The sequence below is a fragment of the Deinococcus psychrotolerans genome (assembly GCF_003860465.1).
Taxonomy (GTDB): Bacteria; Deinococcota; Deinococci; order Deinococcales; family Deinococcaceae; genus Deinococcus; species Deinococcus psychrotolerans.
Window position 1 is genome coordinate 758,764 of the sequence record NZ_CP034183.1, and the last position, 24,659, is coordinate 783,422.

The following is a 24,659-nucleotide window of genomic DNA, read 5'->3' on the forward strand; positions in this document are numbered from 1 at the left end:
AGAGCAACACGGTTCGGCGGCGCTAAGCTGAGGCCCATGCCGCGTCAACCTCCAGTCTTCATTTCGTCCGGTGGCCCCCTCGTGGTGGCAGGCGGCCTCAACACCGACATTCTCAGCCGCTCACACGCGCCACTGCGCCTTGGCACCAGCAATCCGGCGCACACGACGTTTTCGGCGGGCGGGGTGGGCCGCAACTTGGCGCAGAATCTGGCGCAACTCGGCGTGCCGACCAAGCTCCTGGGCGTGGTGGGCGACGATCTATTCGGCACCAGTTTGCTGAGCCTCACCGAGCAAAGCGGTGTGGACGTCTCAGGTGTGCTGCGGCGCAGTGGCCCCACCGGAAGTTATACGGCGGTGCTGGAAGAAAGCGGCGAGTTGCACGCGGGCCTGAGCAGCATGGCCCTGACCGCTCAGCTCAGCGCCGCCGACGTCAGCGGGTGGGCCGAGCCGCTGACGGGAGCCAGCGCCCTGATCGTGGACGCCAATTTGCCGCCGGACGTGGTGGCCTTTTTGCTGGACGAAGCTGCCTTGCGCGGCCTGCCGGTGGCGCTCGAGCCGGTCAGCGCTCCCAAAGCGGAGCGGCTGCGCCCGCTGCTCTCCCCCGCCCGCCCCGTCTGGCTGCTGAGCCCTGATCGGGCCGAGCTGGCGGCGCTGAGTGGAATGGACTTGGCCGAAATTGAAGATGACAGCACCCTGATTGACGCCGCCCAGCATTTGCGGCGACAGGGAGCCGAGTGGGTGCTGCTGACCTTGGGCAAGCGCGGAAGCGTGCTGGTGGGTGAAGAACTCCTGTATACCTCCGCCCGCCAAGCTGACGTGCTGGACGTGACCGGAGCTGGAGACGCCCTGCTCTCGGGGCTGCTGGCTCACCTGTGGCACGGCCAAAGCTGGCCCGCCGCGCTGACTCGGGCGCACCTCTGCGCCGCGCTGACCATCGAAGCGCCCGGCGCAGTGCGGGCGGATTTGTCACCCGCTTTGCTGGCAGCCAACTTGGAGCGACCCGCACTTGATTTCGCTCCAAACACGTTACCCTGAAGGTATGTCTCACCCCCTCCTCGATTTCACGCCGGAAGTGGCCCAGGCCATTTATGATGGTCGCCCGCTGGTGGCCTTAGAAAGCACCATCATCAGCCACGGCATGCCCTACCCCCAGAATGTAGAAACTGCCCGCGAGGTCGAGAGCCTGATTCGCCTCGCTGGAGCCGTGCCGGCCACCATCGCCGTCATCGGCGGGCGACTCAAAGCGGGCCTCAGCGATGAAGAATTGGAGATTTTGGGCACCGATAAAACCGTGCAGAAGATCAGCGTGCGCGATCTGCCGTTCACGGTAGCCTCGGGCGGGCACGGAGCCACGACAGTGGCCACCACCATGCGTATAGCCGCGCTGGCTGGCATTCGGATATTTGCCACTGGCGGTACCGGCGGCGTTCACCGGGGAGCCGAGCAGAGCTACGACATCAGCGCCGACCTGACCGAACTCTCCCGCACGCCCGTCGCGGTGGTGAGTGCTGGAGTCAAGAGCATTCTGGACATCGGCCTGACGCTGGAATACCTGGAGACGCAGGGCGTGCCGGTGATCAGCTACGGTGTGCCGACCTTTCCGGCTTTTTACAGCCGCGAATCGGGTTACGCCGCGCCGCTGATGGCCAAGGACGCCGCAGAAGTGGCCCGCGCCCTCCACGCCCAGTGGTCGCTGGCTCTGCCAAGCCAGTCGGCAGGCGGCGCACTGATCGCCAACCCGATTCCGCTCGAAGCCGAAATCCCTCACGCCGAAATTGCCCCCGTCATCGAGCAAGCGCTCTCGGACATGGCGGCGCAGGGCATCAAAGGCAAAGACACCACGCCTTACTTGCTGGGCAGAATCGTGGAGATCACCGGTGGGCGCAGCTTAACGGCCAATATCGCGCTCGTCAAAAACAACGCGGTGGTGGCCGCCCAGATCGCCTGCGAACTCCAAGACTTGGGGTAATCCTCTAAACTGTCCTATGTCTCCTTCACATTCTTTGCTGCTCGCCGTCTTCAGTTTGACGGCAGCTCTTTTGACCACCGGCCTCGCCGCCGAAGTGCGGGTGCCGGACAGCAAAGTGTCGTATGAGGTTTCTCAGGACACCAAGAAACAAAACAACAGCGTCATTTATCTGGACGAGCGGTACACCGACACCAGCAAGAGCTATTTGAGTTTGCGCTGTATCGGCGGCGGCTATTTGGCCAGCCTCAGCAGCAAATACGCCTTGTTTGACAAGGGCCAGCGCAACGACTTGGACAAGCTCTACCGAGTGACGTATCAAGTCGGCAGCGCTGGGCCGCTGGCAGTCAAAACGCTGCGCTCGTATGAAGTGGCTGGCAAACTGGATTTGTCGGCGTTCACGTTCCTCGATCCGGCGGCCAACGCGGCCATCGCCGCCGGATTGACGGCAGGCAAAACGCTGCGCCTTCAGCTCAAACCCCTCAAAACCGGCGTGCTGACTGGGCCTCTCGACTACACCTTTGAAGCGCAGGGCTTTGGCGCGGCAGCTACAGCCGTCAATCAGTGCCACTAGAAAAGGAAGCGGGCCGTAAAAGGTGATTAAGTAGAACAACGTTTATCTTTAGATAAACCGAGCAAAGCGAGAAGGTGGAAAAGTACGGCCAGATGAGAGTGGAGGGATGGAGCGTTTTTGGCGGAATCCCAAAACGGTAATCTGGCCGTACTTAGCGAGAAAAGCGCATAAACAAAGCGCCCCCACCGCCAATGACAGGTGAGGGACGCGCTTGAGGAGAATTTACTTGAGGCTGGTCAGGCGCAGGCGGGTGTATTTGCCGTCCTGAATAAATCCGGCCAGTACATCGGCGTCCATGTGGCCCTGAGGCGTGACACTCTTAAGGCTGTAGACGGTTTTGTTGCGCGGCAGCGAGGTGGCGGCCTGCCCCAGCTTGGCACGGATCGCCATTGGATCTTCGGTGGTTCCGGCCAGCTCCATCGCTTTGGCGATCACGTTCATGCCCATGTAGTTGAGGGCCGCCTCGCTGGTGGGGATTTTTTTGTAGAGGCGCTGATACTGAGCGCTGAACACCTGAGTGCCGGGGAACTCGGCCACCGGGAGCACGCCCACCGCGCCGTTGAGGTAGCTCTGCGGCACGATTTGGCTCATCTGCTCGAACTTGGCCTGATCCATGACGATGAATCCGCCTTTAAAGCCCTGCTCGCGGGCCGCTTTGACCACCAAGGCGGTGGGCTGCGAAGGCCCACCGATAAACAGCACGTCGGGTTTCTCGGAAAGCGCTTTGGTCACGGCGCTGGAATAGTCCACGGTGGTGCCGTAGTCCACGCCGTTGTTGGTGCCGATGGTGCCGCCCTGCTTTTTCCACTCTGCCGACACCACGTCGCCCCAAGCCTTGCCGTAAGCCGAGGTGGTGCCGACCATGCCCAATTTCTTGCCGAAGGTGGCGATTTCCTTTTGCACGAACGGCGCGACGTAGACGTCGTAGCGCGGCGGCAACATGAAGGTCAGCGGGTTGTTGGCTTCCAGAATCTTGGGTTCAGAAGAGTAGGCCGCCAACAAAAACTGAGGATCGCGGGTGTTGAAGGCCTGCACCGTCAGGATGCCGCCAGCGTGCGGCACAAAAATCACGTCGATGCCCTGTGAGGTCAGTCGCTTGACGTTGGTGGCGGTTTCGTTGGGCAGGTACTTGTCGTCGAGGGCCACCAACTTGAAGGTGACTTTCTCGCCTTTAACGGTCACGCCGCCCGATTTGTTGAGTTCGTCGATGGCCATATCGAGGCCCGACTGCACGTCTTTGCCGTAAAACGCCGCGCCGCCGGAAAGCGGGCCGCTGTAGCCGATACTGACCACTTTATCGGCGGCCGCGAAGCCGAGCAACGAACAACCGAGAAGAGCGATACCAAAAGAGCGTAATTGCTTCATAATGAACCTCCGATTCAAAAAGTCGCCGCGTCCCAGAAAGTGCCAAAACAATGGTGGGACAAGCTGTGCCTGAAAAACGGCGACGTTAAACGATGTGGGTCAGCTATGGTGGCACGCCGCCGAGGGCGCTGTCAAATGCCTGGGTTACGCTGCTGGATACTGTGCTGGACAAGAATTTTTTCTTGCACAATAACGGGCGAGGCCAGCTTTGAATTCAGCCTAACCAACCCTTCTTCCCTGTTGATTATTTCATCTGAGCGTTATCTTTATGAAACCGGGGCATAATACCTTCATGCTCAGCGTGCGGCTGTTCGGCTCACCCCATTTCGCTTACGGCGGTGAAGTGCTGCGGGTGCGCGGCAAAACGCGCTTGCTGTTGGCGTATTTGGCTCACCTTGGGCGGGAGACGGCCAGGAGCGAGTTGATGCGGCTGTTTTGGCCAAGTGGACGCCCGCATAATCTGCGCCAAGCCCTGGGCAGCCTGCGGCGATTGCCAGGTGCTGGCGAGTGGCTCTGGGATCAGGGCAGCGGCGTCCATGTCAAGGCCAAGATCGACACCGCCGAGTTTGAGGGCTTGGTAAACACGCTGAGCAAACAACCTCTGGGGAGTGCCGATCACAGCGCAGCCCTGGCGCTGGCCACCGCTCCCTTTTTGCCGCTGGACGCGACCGAGTTGCCCGACCTGGAAGCGTGGCAGCAAGACGAACGCCGCCGATTGTCAGAACTGCTGCAACGCGCTCGGCGTGCCCAGGCCGCTTACTGTGCCCAAGCAGGCAAAGTGGAGGACGCGGAGCTGTGCCTTGAAGCCCTACTCAACGATGACCCCTCAGACGAAGACGCTGCCCAACGCCTGATGAGTTTGCATGTGCAAAGTGGGCGGCGTGATCAGGCCAGCGCCGTGTACAACGCGCTCAAACGTGAACTGAAATCACTGAGCAGCGAGCCGCACCCACGCACCGCCGCGCTGCTGGGAAACGGGCACGACTACGCTGAGTTGCTGGCCCAAGCCCGCCGCTTGCTGCCTCCCGAACTTTCTCCGGGCAGCGCCGCGCTGTGGAGCAAGGTGGTGGGCCTGCCCGAACTCGAAGTGGCGCAGTGGCTGTCTGGAGCAGAACACAACTCAACGGAACTTGAGGCTGTGCCTCCGCTCTCACCGCCGCTGGCAACCCTTTGGCAGGGCCGGCTGGCCCACTGGCTCAGCGAATTGAATGAACGCCCAGTGGGAACGCCTCTTCACACCTTTTGGGCGCTGATCGCTCAGCACTGGCAAGCAGCGGGCCGCTGCGATCAAGCTGCTCAGAGCCTTACCCGCGCAGCACAACAAGCCCAGCGCATCGGTGCTTATGCGGCGGCGCGGCAGCACTACACGCAGGCGCTGAGCTTGCTCGACGACGAAGCCCGCTTGCCACTGCTGAGCGAGCTGGCCGGACTTCAAGAACTGCTCGCCGACGCGCCGGGCTTAGAACAAAACGCACAGGCCCTCCATACGTATGCCCAGCGCTGGCAAAGCGACGCGGCGCTGCTGACCGCTCACCTGAGTACCGCCACCGCCAAGCTGCTGCGCGGTGAACTCAGCCAAGCCGACCTCTCCATCAACGCAGCGTTCAGCGTCGTGGAGCGCTTAGAACGGGCCAACATCACGGTGGATCTCAATTTACGCTGCCGCCTGCATCTGCTCCGTGGCAACTTACGCTTAAGAGCGGGGCGCTACGCTGAGGCCCGCGCCGCTTATCAAGCGGGCTTGGCATATCAACCGCCGCCCGAACTGAAGGTTCGCTTTCTGGGCAATCTGGGTGCGGTCTACGGTCAAGAAGAACGTCTAGCCGAAGCCCGCCACACCCTGGAAGACGCCCTGAGTCTGGCCCGCTCGCTGGGCCAATTGCCGAGCGCCCTCGGCATCGTGCTGAACCTCGCCGTGACCGCTGAAAAGTTGGGTGATACCGCAGCTGCCATCAGCGGCAACCAAGAAACGCTCAGCTTGGCGCGGGAACTGAACCACACGCCCAGCCTCCACATGGCTTACCGCAATCTCGCCACCTTGCACCTACGGCGCGGCGCACTGGGCTTGGCGTGGAACACCGCCCAAGATTTGCAAGACCTGCCCATCCCCGACGCTGCCCACGCGGCCCTGCCCGATCTGGTGTTGGCAGAAATTGAGTGGCACTGCGGCGCTCTCGGCGCGGCCCGGCAGCGCTTAGAAGCGCGGCTGGCGACTGTTCCCGCCGGACAGCTTGACCGCATCGGGCAACAGGTGGCACTCCATTTGGGAATTTTGAGCATTCTGCAAGACCAAGACCAACAGCCACTTTTGGCGCTCTTGGCACAAGCTGAAGCGGCCAGTTATCAGGAACTGTTGGTGGAAGGCCGCTTAGACGCGGCGCTCTTTCTCACTGCTCCTGACCAGATACGCCGCCACCTGGAGGCACTCAGCCAATTCAACACTTCCGGACAACTGGCCCGCACTCCCAACCGCTTGGCCCGCTTGGAACTGATTTGCTGCCAGCTGGCCTGGCGCGAACAGCGGCCCGTGAAGCGCTCAGTGCTGCGCCGCCTCGCCCGCGAACCGTTTTTGTATGCGCTGCACGCCGCTCGGCTCCTGAACCGCTTGGAGGGCAGCACCCAGACGTGGCAGCTGTACCTGAAGGCGGCGGCGCGGGCCGGTCAAGGGTTGCCGCCCACGCTGCGCCGCGCTTTGGTTAAGCAGCTCTCCCCTGAGAAATGAGGTTTGGGTTGGCCGTTCAACGGTCTGGCCTGCGCCCCGTGACAAGGAGGTAACGAATATCGGTCGTGGCCTCAAATCCTGAATCGCGGTACATCGCCACCGTGACGGCCATAAAGTTGCCCTGCACCCTCACTTCCGCCAGATCGTAATGAAAGGCGCAGCGGCGGCTGGTGGGCACACGCGCGTCTTCTTGCAGCGTAGTGGTGACTTCGGTATTGGGCTTGGATCTAGATGTGACCGTGAGTTTCAGGCCACGTGAGAAGCCTGAAAATTCTCCGGCAGGCGGACAAGCTTGACTCGGGCCAAAAGGAAGTTGCCAGAGGTGAAACAGCCACAATGCCCCTCCCACTTCCAACGGATAGTTTTGAGGGGGCGGCATATTTGGCCTGCCCGGTATTTCGGCGGGAAAGACATCGGGGCCGCTTGGCTGCGGACGCAAGTTGGGCGGCGTGCGCTTCCAAATCACACTGCCGCGCCGCAAATCGCTGATGCCGAGGCGGTTGAGGATCGGCGCAGCTTGAGCATAGACCTGCTGCATGTTCAGTAACCCGGCCCGCCCTCCACCGTCGCCCTGTTCAGTTTGCTTATAAAAGCGCTCTAGCAAGGTATTCTTGGCACTGTCCACCACCCAGAGTTCGGTATAAGCAAAGCCGCTGCCCTCCTGAATACCGTGCTGAGCAAGAGCTGCGTAGCGTCCATCCGGCGAAAAGCCGTAAAACTCTGGCGCGGCGCGGTCAGCGGCGGCCTGACCCAGCAGTGCGCAGAGGAGCAGCGTCAGGAGGCATTTCATCATTTCACCTCAATGACGACGCTGAACAACGTGGGATTGGGAATAGTGTTGAAATTGGAATAACGGAGTTCGTATGTTCCCGGCTGATCGGGCAATTTGAGCTTGAGAGGATTGCCATCTCTGGTCAATGCGGATTTGCCGCTGTACTGACCTTCTCTCTCGCCCTTTTTGACCACGGTGACATAATCTCTGGGATTGTTCGGCCCCGTCCACTTCACTTCAATGGTGCTGCCCGCCTTAGCACTGCTGGGGGCCGATAATCCATACATTGCTGGTTTGAGTGTAATGGGCGAGCTGGCAAGGGTAGGATTGGGGAGAGCGTTGAAATTGGAGTAACGAAGTTCATACTCACCCGCTTGTGGTGGCAGCAGCAGTTTGGCCGGATTGCCGTCTTTGGTCAGTACGGATTTGCCACTGGGTTTGCCTTCTGCCTCGCCCTTTTTGACCACGGTGATGTAATCTCTAGGATTATTCGGCCCCGTCCATTTCACTTCAATGGTGTCACCTGCAGTGGCTGTTTTGGCCGCTGACACTCCATATCTTCCGGTTTGAGCGCTGGCCGTCGCCCGACTGAGCGCCGCGCCCAACTCCGCACCGCTGCGGGTATTTTCAAAAGTTCCCACGCCTTCAAAACTCTTGCGGGCTTTTGCATTCAGATCTATGCCGATAATGCGGATGTCCACGTCAATGCCCAGTTTTTTGAACATCGTCACCGCGTCATTGAGCTTGCCGCCGCAGGATTCTTCACCGTCCGTCACCAGCACAATGACTTTCTGGCTGTTGTCTTTCGGAAAATCAGCGGCCGCTTGCATCAGCGAATACACAATCGGAGTAGCACCTTTAGGCTTGGCGGCATTGACCTGCGCTTGCAGGGCCGTTTTGTCAAAGCCCTTCATCGGCGTCACGAGTACCGAGTCTTCGCACTGCTGGCCCGCTTTGAGGCCCGCGCCGTAAATCCGCATCCCGACATTCAAGCCGGAATCGGCGTTGAGGCCACTTAAAAACTGCGTGAGCGTGCTCTTGGCCGAGCCGATGCGGGTCTGACCGTCCGGCAATTTGCCGAGCATACTGCCCGAGGCGTCCAAGATCAGTTGGACATTCGTGACGCTCTGGGCGGCGGCTGCCGATGTCCCCAGAGCCAGCGTCAGCAGAAGAATCTCCGGTCTGGACATGGTGTTCCTCCTGTCTTGGGCCGCTTACTTTGGACGTGGGGTGCTGACGCGTTCAGCGCACTTCGATGGAAATGCTGCTCAGCGTGGGATTGGGACTGGCCTTCTCGCTGGAATACCGAATTTCGTAGCTGCCCGGCTGTGCAGGAATTTTGAGCGTGCCGGGATTGCCATTTCTGGTGTAGAAGTAATCCTTGTATTGTCCGACTGGCGTGCCTCTGGGCACCACCGTGACGTAATCGCCAGGATTATTTGGCCCCGTCCACTTGACCTGAATACTGCTGCCTGCTTTGGCGCTGGAAGGAGCCGAGAGCCCGTACTTCACGGCGGTCAGGGTAATAGGAACGCTGGTCAGGGTGGGGTTGGGATTGGCCTTTTCGCTGGAGTAGCGCAACTCGTATTCACCGGGATCGAGCGGCCCGGTCAATTTGCCGGGGTTCCCGTTTCTGGTGTAGAAGTAATCCTTGTATTGACCGACGGGCGCACCCCTAGGCACGATAGTCACGTAATCGCCAGAGTTGTTTGGCCCTGTCCACTTGACTTCAAAGACACTTCCTGCCCCAACGGATTTTGGCCCCGATAAGCTGTACGCCGCCGGCGTCAGGGTAATGGGGCTACTGGCCAGCGTCGGGTTGGGTCGGGCCTTTTCGCTGGAGTAGCGCAGCTCGTATTCACCCGCAACGAGCGGCACAGTAAGGCTGCCTGGATTGCCATTTCTAGTGTAAAAGTAATCCTTGTATTGACCGATGGGCGCACCCTTAGGCACGATAGTCACGTAATCGCCCTCGTTATTCGGCCCCGTCCACTTGATGGCAATGTTGCTGCCTGCTCCAGCAGTTTTGGGGCCTGAGACAGCGTATTTGCCCGTTTGAGCGCTGGCCGTCGCGCGGTTCAGTGCCTCACCGAGTTCCCTGCCACTGCGGGCGTTTTCGAAAGTTCCTACACCTTCAAAACTCTTGCGGGCCTTTTCGTTGAGGTCAATGCCGATGATGCGTAGGTCTACTTGAATGCCCAGTTTTTTGAAGAGGGCCACCGCGTCATTGAGCTTGCCACCGCAGGATTCTTCACCGTCCGTCACCAAAACAATGACTTTTTGGCTGTCGTCTTTCGGAAAATCGGCGGCTGCTTGCATCAGCGAATACACAATCGGAGTAGCACCTTTAGGTTTGGCGGCGTTGACCTGCGCTTGCAGGGCCGTTTTGTCAAAACCCTTCATCGGCGTCACGAGTACCGAGTCTTCGCACTGCTGACCCGCTTTGAGGCCCGCGCCGTAAATCCGCATCCCGACATTCAAGCCAGAATCGGCGTTGAGGCCCGAGAGAAACTGGGTCAAGGTGGATTGAGCCGAAGCGATGCGGGTTTGGCCGTCCGGCAGTTTGCCCGACATACTGCCCGAGGCGTCCAAAATCAGTTGAATGTTGGTGGCGCTCTGGGCAGCAGCCCAGCCTGACAAGAGACTTGATGTCAGCACCAAAAAAGGAAAAATCGGTCTAGGCATAGCGCACCTCCGCAGGGTGTTTGCTTATTGAGCGTGTTTCTCTGGCCTTACCTTACCGAGGAAGCGTAGGCAGAGCGTAGGCCAGCGCCGTAAACGCCAGCCACCTCAAACGGCAGCCGCCTCTCACTCAAGGTTGCCGACACGCGCAGCGCAACCACACTCATCTGTAGGCTTTTGTGCATATTGAGCAGGTGAGGGCGAACATGCTAGGCTCAGAGCCGAAGGTGCGTGGGAGATCAGCCCCCAGCTCAGGAGTATCAATGCCCAAAAAGGAACGCAAGCGGTTACAAGTGGTCATCAGCGAGGAGCAAGACGCTTTGCTGACCAAAACCGCCTATGAACTGTCCAGCCCTGAGCGCCTGATTTCTAAGAGCGAAGTGGTGCGGCTGGCCATCGAAAAAATTGCCAAAGAACTGGGCGACGGTGAGCCGATAGACGAATACCGGGCGCTGCTCGACGCCAACGATCTGCGCGACGACTGAGGTCTGGACACTCTGAGCCTTCAAGCTGGGGACTGTGAAAAACCGCGCTGCCGACACCGACTTTCCTGACAGAGTGTGCCTCATTACATTCTGAGTTCAGAGTGCCCACTTCTCTCCCGAACAAGCTAGACTCGGCCTCTATGCCGCTGAGCGCAGGCCAAACTCTAACTGGACGTTATTTGCTGCACGAAATGATCGGCGAGGGCGGCAGCGCTTTGGTGTACCGCGCCACCGATTTGCACCTCGGGCGCGACGTGGCCCTCAAAGCGCTGCACGAACAAGTCCACTTTCTGGATCGTGAACGGTTTTTGCGCGAAGTCAGGATACTGGCGCGGCTTTCACACCCTGGCGTGGTGGCCATTCACGACCTGGGACAAGATCTCGGGCGCGACTTTTTTACCATGCCGCTGCTGACCGGCGGCCCGATCAGCCTCCTCGGCCCGCTGGAAGACGCGCCGGGCAGCTTGGAGCGCTTCTTGACAGCCGCCGCTTTCGTTTCAAAAGCGCTGGCGCATATTCACGACGAGGGGCTGGTTCACCGCGACCTGACGCCGGGCAATGTGCTGCTCGGCGCAGACGGCTTGCCGCGCATCATGGATTTCGGGCTGGTTTCGATGAGCGAACACACCCGCCACCTGACCCGCAGCGGAGTCACGCTGGGCACGCCGCAGTACATGGCCCCCGAGCAAGCACGCGGCAGCGGCGTGGGGCCGAGCAGCGACCTTTACGCGCTGGGCGCAGTGCTTTACCGGGTGGCCTGCGGCTCGCCGCCGTTCGTGGGCGACAACGACCAGAGCGTGCTGTTTCAGCATGTCTATGAGCACGTGCCCGATCCACGCGAACTCAATCCGGCCATACCCGACCACGTGGCAACGATTTTGCTGCACCTGCTGGCCAAAAAGCCCGAGAACCGCCCGGCCCACGCCCGCGCTCTGGCCGAGTTGTGGGTGCAGGCCCGTTTTGAGGCCCGCGCCGGAGCGTCCGCACAGTACCGGGGAGGCCGCAGCCGCAGCGGCGTACACCTCGGCGGCCCAGCTTGGCCGAGCGAACTGCGCGAGCGCTGGAACATCAGCTTGCCCGGTGAAGTGACCTGGCCCTCGGCGGTGGTGGGGCATCAGGGCCTGCTGGCCGTCGGCACCCGCAGCGGCCAACTGGCTCTGGTCAGCAGCAGCGGTGATCTTCACGCCACTCTCGGCGCAAACGACGAAGTGACTGCCCCTGCCACCCTACTCGGCAACGGCGTGATTTACGGCGCGTGGGACGGAGCGCTGCGGCGAGCCAGCTTAGACGGCAGCCTGATTTGGACGCACCAGACCCGCGCCGAGCTGACCGGCGCACCGACCCTCTGGGGCGATCGGGTGCTGGTCACCTCACGCGACGGGCACTTACACGCCGTCAACGCCAAAACTGGCGAGCTGGCTTGGGCCTACCGCACCGACGGCCCCATCGCCGCTTCACCGCTGATCTGGGGCGGCGCGGCCCTGATTGCCGACGAAAACGGCTGGCTCCACGCCCTCGACGCCCTAACCGGCAGTCAACTTTGGAAAGTGGAAGTGGGCGTCACCCACGCCACGCCGGCGCTGACTCCGCTGGCAAGAGGCGAAGCGGCCTTGATCGTGGCGACCTGGAAAGGCGAAGTTCACGCCCTGCACCTTCAGATCAAAGCGGGCCGGGCGGCTTTGGCCAGTGACGCGGTGCTGTGGAGCTACGACCTCGAAGATGAAGTGTGGGCCGCGCCCGCCGTGCAAGAAGATGTGGTGGTGGTGGCGGGCTGGGGCGGCCAAGTGCGGGCGCTGACTTTGGCCGGCGGCGACGACATTTGGATGCACCAACTCGGAGGACGGGTCACGGCCAGCCCGGTCATCAGCGGCTCTTACGTCTACCTCGCTTCCGAGTTGGGCGAGCTGTCTGCGCTGGGTCTGCACAGTGGGCGCTCAGTCTGGTCGCAGCGCGAAGCCCAGGGCGTGCAGGCCACTCCGCTGGCCGACGGTGGCAGCCTTTACGTCGCCTTCATGGACGGCACCTTACGGGCTTACCGCTGAGGTTTCTTACATCTAAAAGCACCGCCAAGAGCGTATATCTAGGTGTAAAGACCGCTTGCCCTCTTCCGCGCCCCTCACTGCGTCCGGCCCAGTTTCATCTGGAACCAAATTCACCTGTCTACACTCAAATAAACGGAGGAACACCACCATGCCCAATTTAGGAATGCCCGAAATCCTGCTGATTCTCGTCGCCGCCCTGCTCGTGTTTGGCCCCAAAAAGTTGCCTGATCTGGGCAAATCGCTCGGCAACGGCATCCGCGAGTTCCGCAAAGGCACGCAAGGCCTCAAAGACGAGTTGGAAGGCAGCTTTAAAGAAGAGAGCGCTCCAGTGGTCGCCGCCGCCAACGCCCAGACCATCCTGGCCCCGAGTGCTCCCGCTGCGGTGGTCAGTGCCGCCAGCGCCGTGACGCCCGCTCCGGTGGCCGCCGCACCCGTCAGCCTCAGCAAAGAAACGGCGGAAGTTCACCAAGCTTAAGCAAGTCTAAAAATCTGTTTCAAGGTGGAGGGTCTAAGCCAGTTTCGCTTAGACCCTCCATTTTTTTGGAAGCCGCCGCTTATTTCACGGTAAACGGCAAGCTGTAAAGCGTCGGGTTGGGGCTGGCCTGCTCGGTGGAGTAGCGCAGTTCGTACTGCCCCGCTTCGGCAGGCAAAGGCAAGCTGCCAGGGTTGCCAGCGGCGGTGTAGAAGTATTCGGTATACGTGCCGGTGGGCGCACCCGCTTTGACGATGGTGACGTAATCACCGGGATTGTTCGGCCCCGTCCACTTGATTTGCAGCGTGCCGCCGCGTGGGCCACTACTGGGCGCTTCGAGCTTATAGCTGGCGGCCGTGAGTTGGAGTGTGCGGCTGGCCAGCGTCGGATTGGGACTGACGCCTTCGGTGGAGTAGCGCAGCTCGTAGTCGCCCACCACCAGCGGCGTTTGAAGTGCGCCGGGATTGCCGTCACGGGTATAAAAATACTGGGTATAGGTGCCCACCGGATCGCCCTTTTTGACAATGGTCACGTAATCGCCAGGATTGTTTGGCCCCGTCCACTTGACGCTGAGTTTGCTTCCAGCCAGCGCAGTATTGGGCGCGTCCAAGTTGTACTGATTGGACGTCAAGGTGATCGGCACGCTGGCCAAAGTCGGGTTGGGGCTGGCTCCCTCGGTGGAGTAGCGCACTTCGTAGTCGCCCGCTTCCGGCGGGGTTTGCAGCTTGCCGGGGTTGCCGTCACGGGTGTAGAAGTATTTATTAAACGTTCCGATCGGCGCACCTTTCTTGACGATGGTGACGCACTCGCCGGGATTGTTTGGCCCCGTCCACTTGACTGAAATTGGACTGCCCGCGCTGGCCGTTTGGGGCGCTTCGAGCGCGTAGCTGCCCGCCTTGACCGTGACCGGGCGGCTGGCCATCGTCCGCGCCGAGTTGTCGCTGCTGTAGCGCAGCTCATAATCGCCGGGAGCGATCGGCACGTCTATTTTGCCGGGGTTGGCATCTTTGGTGTAAAAATAACTGGTGTAAGTGCCCTCGGCGGCTCCCTTGGGCACGATGGTCACGTAATCGCGGTCATTGTTTGGCCCCGTCCAGTTGACCTGAATCTGGCTGCCGCCCACTGCGCTCGCCGGGCCGTCCAAGCTGGCCGCGACGCGCCTCGGCGTGAAGGGGGCACTGCGCCCCACCACCCGCGTGGAGCCGTCAGGGTTGGCGAGGTGGTAGCGCACTTCGTACTCTATTTCTTCGTCGGGAACATTGAGTTCCAAGCTGCCCGCAGCGCCGGCGGCAAACTGGTAATCCAGGTAAGCGCTGTCAGCGTCGGTTTTTTGGGCGATGGTGATCCAGTTGCGCTCTCCGGCAGGTGCAGCCGAGAACGTCACCTTGAGTTTGCCGCCGGCTGTGGGCGGTAAGGGAGCAACTTCCAGCTTGACGGCCCCGACTTGGCCGACTTCAAAGCTGAAGGTGTTGGCCGCGCCCACCGCCACGCTGAGGCCGCCAAACATCTGGGTGCCGGACTCGGTGCTGCTCACTTGAGCCGAGTACACGCCCGGCGCGAGGCTGGCCTGATACGCGCTCCCCCCACTCTGGAAATCAGTTTTGAGGCCGCCCAGCGCCGCTTCAAAGCGCACAGTCGCGCCGCTGACGAGCGGCTGACCGCCCGAGGTGAGCTTAACGGTCACGGGCAGCAAGGTCTGCACCGGCTGAACGACTTGCTGGGTGGCGCGGCCCAGCGCCGAGGCCAGCTGAGCTCCCGACTGCACATTTTCAAAAGTGCCGACGCCGTTAAAGCTCTTTTTAGCCGTGTCGCTGAGATCAATTCCGATGATCCGCAAATCCACGTTGATGCCCAGCGCCTTGAAGTTGTCCATCACCCCGCTGAGTTTGCCGCCGCAGGATTCCTGGCCGTCGGTGACGAGGACGATCAGCTTTTTGCCACTGTCTTTGGGAAAGTCGCTGCCCGCTTGCTGCAGCGAGTAGGCAATCGGGGTGGCTCCCTTGGGGCGGGTCTGGGCCACCTGAGTTTGCAGGGCGGCGCGGCTGACACCCTGCATCGGCAACACCAGCGCCGAATCGGTGCAGGCCGCCGCGCCCGAGGCCACCTGAGCGCCGTAAATCCTGAGGCCCACATTCAAGCCAGGATCATCCGGCAAGCTGGCAATAAAACTTTGCAGCACGTCTTTGGCGACGTTGATGCGGCTCTGGCCGTCAGGCAAGCGGCTGAACATACTGCCGGAAGAGTCCAGAATCAGCTCGACGTGTGTGGTGGCCTGTGCCTGCGCCAAACCCACGCTCAGGCCCAAGCTGAGAAGAAAGGTGCTGAGTGCCGAACTTGGGCGCAGACGCATGGTCATAGGCAAAACCTCCAACAGCAGCGGGCCAGAGCGTGAAGCGGGCAGACAACTGAACGACAGACAAGGACGCAAACGAAAGCACTGAACTGGAGAACATTCAGCTTAGCAGTAAGCAAGTTCGCACACAATATGAAGGCCGCTTCGGCGCACTTCGCGGCTTCATGAGCGAGAATGACCCAATGGCTTCCGCGCTCCCCCAGCAAACCGCACCGCTGTCTGCCGACCTGAAGCGCTGGCTCGACCAAACGCAGCAGCGCTTTGCCGATTTAGGCGACGCCGAGCGCAATACTTTGGTGTTCGTGCTGGGCATTCACCCTTACCGCGCCCGCCGTTTGGGGCTGGCGATCCGGGTGCGCCGTGCCGTTCGTGAAGGCGAGGATTTCCGGCTGGGCAGCGTGTTCAAGTTGCCTTACGCCCTGCGCTACGACCTCGCCGGAAGTGCCCGCGACTTGCCCGTCTACGCCCGGCGCGACCACGCGGCCCTGCGGCTGCTGGCCAGCAGCGCTCAGGGCGGGCTGATCGGCAGTGACGAAGCGCTGTTTTTGGAAGGGACACCGCTGGGCAGCGTCATTTTAGAAACCCTGCTGGCGACGGGCCGGCTGCTGTGGGAAGAAGGCCTGCCGGTTTTGACGCTCGGCCCTAACCTCACCGACGCGCTGGAGTGGCAATTTGACGAAGGGGGAGCGCAGCGGCCCGTGCGCCAGCTTCCGGCGGGCGTAGAAATTTTGCCGATCACGCCCGCGTGGTACAAACGCGGCGATCAGCTCGGCCACCTTGAAGCCAGCTTGCCGCCCGAACTTGGAGAAGCCTTCCTGAGTATTCCGCCGGTGCCGCCGCAGGAAGCCGCAGCGCTGGCCCGCGCCCTCGCGCCGCTGGGTGAGCGGCTGCCCGCGCCGCGCCCGGTGGAGATTCAAAGCCGTCCACTGCCGTATCAGGCCCGCTTGCGCCTCGATTACCGCCCGGTTGTCGCCCAGCGCAAACACGCTTATGGCCCGATGCCAAGCCGAGCGCCGCTGGGGGTAGCGGAGGTGACGCACCTTTACGGCGGCCAGCCCTGGTACGCCGCCAAACCTCAGTTTGAAGCTGGCCCAGACGGCGGCACCTTGACGCTAACCGCCCGCGACCTCGCCGCCGAGCGCCGCGCCGCCGGACTGCTGACCCGCACCGGACTCAAGAAAATCGGCAAGCTGCTGCCGCCCAACCAGCGCCTGATGTTCAGCGCCGACGGCGGCTCGCTGGGGTTTGCCACCGAGGCCGAGTGGTTTGCCTTTGTGCGCGAGCAGGTGCCGCTGCTGCGCGAAAAGGGCATCGACGTGGAGATCACGTCCGCCTTTCCCTACAATTTGGCCGAAATCGAAGACTGGTACGGCGAAACCGAGCAAGACGGCGGCTGGTTCACGCTGGATTTGGGCGTGATCGTGGGCGGTGAGCGGCTGAGCCTGCTGCCGATTCTGGTGGATTTGATCGCCACCCGCAGCGACCTGCTCAGCTCCGAAGCGCTGGCGCAACTTTCAGACGAAGAACTGCTTTACGCCGCTTTGCCGGATGGCCACCGCTTGCCGCTGCCTGCCGGACGGGTCAAGGCGATTTTAGGCGTGCTGGTCGAACTCAATCTGCGTGACCTCCCGGCTGGGCCCCTGCGGTTGCCTCTGCTCGACGCCGCCCGCCTCGCCCAACTCGAAGAAGCCCTCCGGGGACGCTGGGTCGGCGCAGAACAGCTTCTGGCACTTGGTCAGCGGCTGCGCGACTTCGCCGGAATCACGCCGGTAGCGCCGCCCACTGGCCTCAACGCCGAGCTGCGACCTTATCAAGTGCAGGGCCTGAGCTGGCTGCAATTTCTGCGCGAATACGGGTTGAGCGGGATTTTGGCCGACGACATGGGGCTTGGCAAGACGGTTCAAGCGCTGGCTCACCTCCTCACCGAGAAACAGGCGGGCCGAGCCGACAGGCCCAGCTTGGTCATCGCGCCGACCTCGGTGCTGGGCAACTGGCGCACCGAAGCCGCCAGATTCGCGCCGAGCTTAAAAGTGCTGACCCTCCACGGCCCGCAGCGCAAAGCTGACTTCGAGCGGATCGGCGACTTCGACGTGATCCTCAGCACCTATCCACTCTTGCCCCGTGACCTCGATCAGCTGAGCGTCCACGAGTACCACCTGATCATTTTGGATGAAGCCCAAAACATCAAAAACGCTCGCAGCGCTTCGGCCAAAGCCGCCAGCAGCTTAACGGCCCGCCACCGCCTGTGCTTGACCGGCACGCCCTTAGAAAACCACCTCGGTGAATTGTGGTCGCAGTTTAATTTTTTGATGCCGGGACTGCTCTACACCGAAAAAATCTTTGGGCAGCTCTACCGCACGCCGATTGAAAAGCAGGGCGACTTGCACCGCCGCGCCGCGCTGGCCGCCCGCGTCCGGCCCTTCTTGCTGCGGCGCGAGAAAAGCGAGGTGGCCAAAGAGTTGCCGCCCAAAACCGAAATTCCGGTGCGGCTGAGTTTGGAAAACGACCAGCGCGACCTCTACGAGACCGTGCGCGTGACCATGCAGGAGCGGGTGCGCGAGGAACTGGCCGCAAGGGGCTTAGGCCGCAGCACCATCGCCGTGCTGGACGCGCTGCTCAAGCTGCGTCAGGCCGTCACCGACCCCAGGCTGGTCAAGTTGGAGGTGGCCCGCAAAGTCAGGAGCAATGCCAAGCTCGACTGGCTTTCAGGCAACTTACCGCAGATGATCGAGGAAGGCCGCCGGGTGCTGATTTTCAGCGCTTTTGCCACCTTGCTGGGCCTGCTGGAAGACACCCTGAGCGAACTGGGCATCCCATACGCCAAGCTGACTGGACAGACCAAAAACCGCACCGCCCAGATCGAGGCGTTTCAGGGCGGTGAAAAGCCGGTCTTTCTGATCAGCCTCAAGGCCGGTGGTGTGGGACTGAACCTCACGGCCGCCGACACCGTGATTCACTACGATCCGTGGTGGAATCCCGCCGCCGAGAATCAGGCGACTGACCGGGCTTACCGCATCGGGCAGGACAAGCCGGTCTTCGTCTACAAGTTGATCGCCTCGGGCAGCGTCGAGGAGCGGATTCTGGAGATGCAGGCCCGCAAGGCCGCGCTCTCGCAGGGCATCCTGGGCGCGGGCCTCAGCGATTCGGGGCAGCTCAGCACGCAAGACCTCGACAAGTTGTTTGCCCCGCTGGAAGAAGCGCCGGAGCAGGAGCAAGCGGGGGAAAGCTGACCATTGCCGGGAGGCGCGGCCCCTTAGACTTCTGCGCATGACTCTCTCCCCCGCCGCGACCCTGCCCACCCGCCAGCAAACCCCCGAACAGGTTCGCGCTTTTTTTGCAGCCCACCGCACCGTGCGCCACTACACCGAAGAACAGATGCCCGCCGAGCACCTCGACACCATTTTGTACGCTGCTCAGCACGCGCCCACCGACGCCACCGCCCAGCTGTATTCGTTCGTGCGGCTGACCGGCGAGGCCAAACAGAAAGTAGCCGAGCTGACGGCCAACGCCCATATCGCCAGCGCCGCCGAGAGCTTCATGATCTGTTCGGACACCCGCCGCGTGCGCCAGATCATCGAGGTGGCCGGATACGAGCCGGGACAGTCGCCCGCCATCGATCTTCACTTCGGTATCGGGGACGCGGTGCTGGCGGGCCAGAACATGCTGCTGGCCGCCGAGATGCTGGGCTATCAGGGCTGCTGGATCGGCGGGGTGATGAACGGACTGGCCGAGATTATCGAGCTGCTGGAACTGCCCAACAAGGTGCTGCCGTTCGCGGCGCTGACCATCGGCAAGAGCGCCGAGGACGTGGCGCAGCGCCCCCGCCTGCCGCGCCCACTGGTCATTCATGAAAACACCTACAAAGACGGCAGCGCCGAGCAGCTCAGGGCCGCCACCGAGCAGATGAATCCGATTGCCGCCAGAACCGGCAAACCCGGCGACTGGGCGCGGCTGCTCAACGCTTACTTCGGCGAAGGCGGCAGCATGGAAAAGCGGGAGGAAACGCTGCAAGGAGCGCTCAAAACGCAGGGATTGAGCCGGGGGGAGTAAGCCGAGCGGCGGGAGAAGCACTATCTTGGCGGTATGTCTGATGCTCACCGCACCAACTACGATCTGACCACCCTCGCTGCCCGCTCCGGTGAGGAAGCCCGCTCCAACGCGTCTGTCCCGCTGGCCGAGCCGATTTATCAGAGCACCGTCTACGCCTACCCCGACTTGGACGCGCTGGAAGAAAGCATGAGTGGGCGAGCACCCAGCGCCTTTTATTACCGCAACGGCACGCCCAACGCGGCCACGCTGGAACGGGCCATGAGCATCTTGGAAAATACGGAGGCGTCTCTGGTGGCGGGCAGCGGCATGGCCGCCATCAGCGCTTCTTTGCTGGGGGTGCTGAAGTCCGGCGACCACGTCGTCACCGACGCCCGCGTGTACGGCATCAGCTACGCGCTGCTGGGTGAGGAGTTTCCGAGGCTGGGCATCGAAGTCAGCTTCGTGGACGCCTGCAACTTGGAAGAAGTGCAGGCCGCCATGAAGGCCAACACCAAAGTGATTCACGTCGAAAGCCTGACCAACCCGCTGCTGACGGTGCCGGACGTGCCCGCGCTGGCCGAGCTGGCCCACACCCACGGAGCCATCCTGAGCGTGGACAACACCTTCGCCAGCCCCGCCGTGTTCCGGCCTGCCGACCACGGAGCCGATCTGGTGACGCACTCACTGAGCAAGTACCTCAGCGGCCACAGCACCGCCTTTGGCGGCGTGGCCTGTGGGCGGGCCGATCTGATCGCCGCTGCGAGAACTCGCCTGCTGCGGCTGGGCGGCACCATCAGCGCCTTCGACGCTTGGATGACCATGCAGGGCCTTAAGACATTGGGCCTGAGAATGCGGGCGCACTCCGGCAACGCGCAGGCGGTGGCCGATGTGCTGTCCAATCACCCCCGCGTCAGCCGGGTCTACCATCCGGGCCTGAGTTCTCATCCGCAGTTCGTTCGTGCCGCCGAACTTTTCCCGAACGGCTTTGGCGGAATGCTGAGCGCCGACATCGACGACGCGCCGAGCTTCGTGAAAGCGCTGGCCGGAAAAATCCCGCTGGCCCCCAGCTTAGCGGACGTGCAGAGCACCTTGTCGTGGCCCTGGGGCACTTCGCACCGGGCGCTGAGCGAGACCGAGCGGCGGCGGCTGGGCATCACGCCGGGCCTGCTCAGGATTTCCATCGGCATTGAAGACGTGAACGATATTCTGGGAGACATCGAGGGAGCGCTGGAGTAGATAAGGTGAGTGGTTGGTGGTCAGCGGTGAGGGAAAACTCAAAAAGACCTGCCTCAAGCTCTATCCACCAACTCCTTAGCTCCCCTGATGGGGGTTCGTTTTGCCCGAGACGCGGGCAGGCGTGCTCAAGCGCGTCCGTTCTGCCCAAGACGCACCACCTGTACGTCCATGGCGTGAAACTCGTATTTTTCCTCCTCCCGTTCTTGGTGTGAACAGCGCCCACGAAGGCGCTTCGCCGCCCCTGCGATCACTTCGCAACTTATACCCATCACCAAATTTTCGGTGGTTGGTGTTACTTCTTGAGACCCACGCCCACCGCCACATTCAGCGGTGTATCTAAAGTCAACCAAATCAGTTCGTTGGGGTCTTTGATGTCTTTGCCGCGCCCGCCTGTGCCGGGATAATTGTTGTCGTTGGCGACCAGAATGGTGTTCTTATCAATGACCAGCACATCTTCAATGGTGACAAAGGGAAAGCGGAAGATTTCGCCAAATCCGGCTAAGTTTTGAGGATCTTTGATATTGAGCAAGTCTGCCACTTCTACCTTAATGAAGTTACCGTCACTACCGAGTTGAGTCAGATCAATTTTGTAAATCTTTTTGAGTTTGGCTGCGTCGCCTGAGTTCTGGTCGCGCTCAATCACCAGCAATTCATTGTCATTGATGACCGTCATATCGCCAATAGAATTGCTGGGGTCTTCCAATTTATAGCGTCCAATCAGACGAGTAAATTGCCCGCTCGGCACGTCAAACTCGTGGAGGCGTAAGGTGCCTGCGGCGTCGCCGATAACTGTGCCCTCTAGCAGCGGGTAAAGCTTGGTGCGGGCTACGTTGCTGCTCATGCCCTCAAAGCCTTTGCTGCTGCCGAGCGTGGCAGCGCTCATCTGACCCGGGTTCGGCGACGACGCCAACAGTGCAGGGTTATTCGGCGACTTGACCTGATCTTTGGTGGCGTCTTTGCCAGCACCGTAATCCGGCGTGGGCAGCGGCGCACTCAGGACTTTGCCGCTGGCATCGGTGTGCAGCAAAAACGGCCCAAACTCTTCGCCAAACCAGAGGGTGCCATCCGGCACTTCTACAAACGACTCGATATCAAAGTCCGCGCCGGTCAACAGGCGCTTGGGGGTATTTTCGTTGACAATCAAAAAAGGCACTTTGCGGTTGGGATCGCTGAGGGTAATGAAGCTACCGACTTCTACCTTCCCGACTTCGGCAGGCTTGGTTTTGGCCGTCAGACTCAGGGTATAGACGCGGAGCAGGGAATCGGGGCTGTTGTATTTAGTGCCAAAGCCGTTGTCTGGCATCAAGCGGTAGGTGCCATTTGGCCCAAACTGCACCGCACTGAAGCCCTGCACCGGCTGGCCTTTAAAACGCGGCGCGTCAGCTTTGCGGCCTGAGCCATCAAACTGGCCGCTGTCGGGGCCAGGCGCAAACGTATCGGCAGGCAGTACGGCGTAGCCGCTAAGGGTCACCGCAGACGCGGCAGAAGACACCGCCAGCAAGCCCAACACACTCCATCCCAAGATCAGGTTTTTCATGGCTTCACCTTGCCACCCCAGTGTCAGGCCGAGATGGTCTTTCGGTCAGCGCTGAGTCAGCCTATCCGGCAGGCTTCCTGCACAAAACACTCCCCACCGACCCCTCTATAACTGAGCCACCGGACTTTGCCGCGCCGCGCCGAATGCCGGAGGCAAAGCCGCCAACACGCCCAGCGGAAACAGCGCCGCGACCCTGAACAGCAAGGCCCAGTCCAGCACCGGCGCGGGCAGGGCAAAACCGAGGCGGCCACCCAGCAGTTGGCCGCCCAGTACGCTGACGCCGTACGACAACCCCACGCCCAGCAGGAGTCCCAGCAGCACCGTCACGGCAGTTTCCAAGAGCACCACGCCAAAAACCGTGCTGCGCCCTGCGCCGAGCGCCCGCAGGAGCGCCACGCTGCGGGCGCGGTCTAAGCTGGCCGCGTAGACGCTCAGCCAGATGGTCAGCGCGGCCAGCAGCAGCACCAGCACGCTGAGGGCCGCATACGCCGCCTGGCCCTGCAGCACGAACGAGCGCACATTGGCAAAGACCTGGCCGGGAAAGACCGCTTGTGCACTCGGCGTGGCGTTCATCTGGCTGGACACCGAATACAGATCGCCCAGCTTGGCCGCCGTGTACAGCACCGCCGTCACGCCGCGAGACTCGGGGGTGAATTGGCCGTGAACCTCCCATAGGTTTTGAATGTCGGTCACGATGGCGCGGTCGACCGGCCCGCCTGTGGCTGCCAGAATGCCCACCACCTTGTATTCGGCGGCGTGTTCTTCCTCTTCCGCGCCCGCGTGTTCTTCTGAGCCGTGGGCGCTCCTGAACTGATCGCCCAGCTTGAGGCCGGTTTGCCGCGCCGCCGCCTGCCCGATCACCACTTCAAGGGGGCCGGCAAACAACCGCCCGGACTCCACATGAAAGTAAGGCGGCAAGGTCGGCTTGAGGCGCTGCTCAAAAAAGCGGGCATTGGTGCCGACCATCGGCAGACCGTGATAATTGTCGCCGAAGCCCAACGGCACGGCCCGCAGAGTGCGCTTGTCGTCGGCCAGCTTCTGGTAAGTGGCATACGGAATATTGCCAATCGGCTCGTCCAGATAAAAAAGACTGCTCAGCACCGCCTGGGTGGGGCTGCCTTTGGCGGTGATCAGCAGATCAAAGACCTGAGCCGCGTCCGCCGCGCCGCGCTCCACCTGTTTGCTGACCAGCGGCACCACCAGAGCGGTTGCGGTGGCCAGCGCCACCGCCAGCACCGTCAGGAAAGTGGCCCAGCCGCGCACCCGCAGATTGCGCAGCGTGATCCAGAGTGTCATGCCAACACCAGGGTCTGTTCTGGAGATCGGTGTGGGGCAACTGCACCGACTTCAATCAGCCGCCCGAAGGCGTCCATAACAAGGGGATCATGGGTGACCACAATCAATGTGACCCCCAGCACAGCGGCAGTGTCTTGAAGGAGTTTGAGGGCCTGCACGCCTCTGGCACGGTCTAAATGGGCGGTGGGTTCATCGGCGAGCAGCAGAGCGGGGCGGTGGGCGACTGCGCGGGCGAGCGCCACCCGTTGCCGCTCACCCGTCGACAATTGGCGCGGGGTGTGTCGCAGGCGAGCGCCGAGGCCCAGTTCGCTCAGCACTTCGGCGGCGCGTTCTCTGGCCTGTGGGCCGCGCATTCCCGATAGGCCCAGGCCCAGCAGCACATTTTCCAGGGCGCTGTAGCCGGGCATCAGGTGAAAGTCCTGAAACACGTAGCCGACGCTGCGGGCGCGGTAAGCGTCGCGGCCACTTTCACTCAGCGCACTGATGATTTGGCCGTCAAAGCGGATTTGCCCGCTCTCTGGGCGCAGCAGTCCGGCGATCAAGTGCAGCAGCGTGGTTTTGCCCGCACCGCTGGGGCCGATGAGGGCCAGTTGCTCACCCTTGCCGACTTCAAAACTGGGAAACGTCAGCGCCACTTCTGGGCCGTGCCGGTAGGTGAGGTTCTGCACCGCCAGTTGAGTCACTGATTTTCTACTTTGTCGGCGTACAAGCGCACCAAGCTGACAAAGCCGGTCTGGTCGTCTTTTTTGATGCCGTATTCCAAGCGCCCGGTGACTTTCAGCGCCCCGGTGCTAGGGTCGAGCAATTTGCCGTCCGGCATGATGACCAACACGATGTCGGGCGGCCAATCGGCCACCGTGCTGCAAAACGGACACGAACTCATCGGGGCTTTGGTCAGCACGAAAAAGTCCAGCTTGGGCTTGAGCGGCGGGGCCATAAAGCCCACCATACTGACGCTTTTGCCGCTCATGCCCTGCAACTTGGGGCTAAACTCGATGCCGCGCACCGTCACTTTGCTGTACATCTCGCTGAATTTGAGGCTGCTCTGGGCCTGCGCTGCCGAGAGCAGCAGCGCTGCCCAGAGCGCGAAAAGGGCGGGTTTCACCACTGGAGTATTTCAGGGGATTG

Annotated in this window: 19 protein-coding genes; 10 read left to right on the forward strand and 9 right to left on the reverse strand. The window is 61.6% G+C overall.

All coding sequences use genetic code 11. The features are described 5' to 3' along the window. Positions 1–36: 36 nt before the first annotated feature. From EHF33_RS03715 to EHF33_RS03725, 3 genes are read left to right on the forward strand one after another with little or no spacing between them, the layout of a single operon-like run. A complete protein-coding gene (locus EHF33_RS03715; protein WP_124868008.1) occupies positions 37–1,035 on the forward strand; it encodes a carbohydrate kinase family protein in 999 nt (332 codons plus the stop codon). Between the two features lie 4 nt (positions 1,036–1,039). After that, complete coding sequence (locus EHF33_RS03720; RefSeq protein ID WP_124868010.1) at positions 1,040–1,969, forward strand: pseudouridine-5'-phosphate glycosidase; 930 nt, start codon at positions 1,040–1,042, stop codon at positions 1,967–1,969. Positions 1,970–1,985: 16 nt separating this feature from the next. Next, positions 1,986–2,540, forward strand: coding sequence for a hypothetical protein (locus tag EHF33_RS03725; RefSeq protein WP_124868012.1), 555 nt, complete (start codon positions 1,986–1,988; stop codon positions 2,538–2,540). 222 nt (positions 2,541–2,762) lie between these two features. On the opposite strand, the gene EHF33_RS03730 is transcribed toward EHF33_RS03725, so the two are convergent. Next, positions 2,763–3,905 (reverse strand): ABC transporter substrate-binding protein, encoded by a 1,143-nt coding sequence (locus EHF33_RS03730; RefSeq protein ID WP_124868014.1) that lies wholly within the window; start codon positions 3,903–3,905, stop codon positions 2,763–2,765. 268 nt (positions 3,906–4,173) lie between these two features. Between EHF33_RS03730 and EHF33_RS03735 the strand changes: the two genes are divergently transcribed. Beyond that, entirely contained in the window at positions 4,174–6,627 is a 2,454-nt protein-coding gene (locus EHF33_RS03735; protein ID WP_124868016.1) for a BTAD domain-containing putative transcriptional regulator, read from the forward strand. Between the two features lie 16 nt (positions 6,628–6,643). Here the strand turns inward: EHF33_RS03735 and EHF33_RS03740 are convergent, their stop codons facing one another. The 3 genes from EHF33_RS03740 to EHF33_RS03750 are packed head-to-tail and all read right to left on the reverse strand — an operon-like array spanning position 6,644 to position 10,084. After that, a complete protein-coding gene (locus tag EHF33_RS03740) occupies positions 6,644–7,420 on the reverse strand; it encodes a DUF2259 domain-containing protein (protein ID WP_124868018.1) in 777 nt (258 codons plus the stop codon). Continuing rightward, complete coding sequence (locus tag EHF33_RS03745) at positions 7,417–8,589, reverse strand: vWA domain-containing protein (RefSeq protein ID WP_124868020.1); 1,173 nt, start codon at positions 8,587–8,589, stop codon at positions 7,417–7,419. The genes EHF33_RS03740 and EHF33_RS03745 overlap by 4 nt, the downstream gene beginning before the upstream one ends. Positions 8,590–8,641: 52 nt before the next feature. Then, positions 8,642–10,084 (reverse strand): VWA domain-containing protein, encoded by a 1,443-nt coding sequence (locus EHF33_RS03750; RefSeq protein ID WP_124868022.1) that lies wholly within the window; start codon positions 10,082–10,084, stop codon positions 8,642–8,644. 260 nt (positions 10,085–10,344) lie between these two features. On the opposite strand from EHF33_RS03750, the gene EHF33_RS03755 reads away from it, so the two are divergent. The 3 genes from EHF33_RS03755 (at position 10,345) to tatA (ending at position 13,083) form a co-directional block, all read left to right on the forward strand. Beyond that, positions 10,345–10,566: a transcriptional regulator gene (locus EHF33_RS03755; protein WP_124868024.1), complete on the forward strand. Its 222-nt coding sequence runs from the start codon at positions 10,345–10,347 to the stop codon at positions 10,564–10,566. A 140-nt stretch (positions 10,567–10,706) separates the two neighbouring features. Further along, entirely contained in the window at positions 10,707–12,608 is a 1,902-nt protein-coding gene (locus EHF33_RS03760; protein ID WP_124868026.1) for a protein kinase domain-containing protein, read from the forward strand. Between the two features lie 148 nt (positions 12,609–12,756). After that, positions 12,757–13,083, forward strand: coding sequence for a twin-arginine translocase TatA/TatE family subunit (gene tatA, locus EHF33_RS03765; RefSeq protein WP_124868028.1), 327 nt, complete (start codon positions 12,757–12,759; stop codon positions 13,081–13,083). 79 nt (positions 13,084–13,162) lie between these two features. Here the strand turns inward: tatA and EHF33_RS03770 are convergent, their stop codons facing one another. Continuing rightward, positions 13,163–15,436, reverse strand: coding sequence for a vWA domain-containing protein (locus EHF33_RS03770; protein ID WP_241191238.1), 2,274 nt, complete (start codon positions 15,434–15,436; stop codon positions 13,163–13,165). 179 nt (positions 15,437–15,615) lie between these two features. Between EHF33_RS03770 and EHF33_RS03775 the strand changes: the two genes are divergently transcribed. Genes EHF33_RS03775 through EHF33_RS03785 form a run of 3 tightly spaced genes read left to right on the forward strand, consistent with a single transcriptional unit; the run spans position 15,616 to position 20,698 of the window. Then, a complete protein-coding gene (locus EHF33_RS03775) occupies positions 15,616–18,663 on the forward strand; it encodes a DEAD/DEAH box helicase (protein ID WP_241191239.1) in 3,048 nt (1,015 codons plus the stop codon). 37 nt (positions 18,664–18,700) lie between these two features. Next, positions 18,701–19,483, forward strand: a complete 783-nt coding sequence (locus EHF33_RS03780) for a nitroreductase family protein (RefSeq protein ID WP_124868032.1) — start codon at positions 18,701–18,703, stop codon at positions 19,481–19,483. Between the two features lie 33 nt (positions 19,484–19,516). Further along, on the forward strand, positions 19,517–20,698 hold the full coding sequence (locus EHF33_RS03785; RefSeq protein WP_124868034.1) for a trans-sulfuration enzyme family protein: 1,182 nt from the start codon (positions 19,517–19,519) through the stop codon (positions 20,696–20,698). 292 nt (positions 20,699–20,990) lie between these two features. On the opposite strand, the gene EHF33_RS03790 is transcribed toward EHF33_RS03785, so the two are convergent. From EHF33_RS03790 to EHF33_RS03805, 4 genes are all read right to left on the reverse strand, one after another. Beyond that, positions 20,991–22,235, reverse strand: coding sequence for an esterase-like activity of phytase family protein (locus EHF33_RS03790; protein WP_124868036.1), 1,245 nt, complete (start codon positions 22,233–22,235; stop codon positions 20,991–20,993). Between the two features lie 105 nt (positions 22,236–22,340). Continuing rightward, positions 22,341–23,531 carry an ABC transporter permease gene (locus EHF33_RS03795; protein ID WP_124868038.1) on the reverse strand — a complete coding sequence of 397 codons (1,191 nt, stop codon included), beginning with the start codon at positions 23,529–23,531 and terminating at the stop codon, positions 22,341–22,343. Next, positions 23,528–24,214 carry an ABC transporter ATP-binding protein gene (locus tag EHF33_RS03800; protein ID WP_124868040.1) on the reverse strand — a complete coding sequence of 229 codons (687 nt, stop codon included), beginning with the start codon at positions 24,212–24,214 and terminating at the stop codon, positions 23,528–23,530. The genes EHF33_RS03795 and EHF33_RS03800 overlap by 4 nt, the downstream gene beginning before the upstream one ends. Further along, positions 24,211–24,636, reverse strand: coding sequence for a hypothetical protein (locus tag EHF33_RS03805; protein ID WP_206431602.1), 426 nt, complete (start codon positions 24,634–24,636; stop codon positions 24,211–24,213). Before EHF33_RS03805 ends, EHF33_RS03800 begins: the two co-directional genes overlap by 4 nt. Between the last annotated feature and the right edge of the window lie 23 nt (positions 24,637–24,659).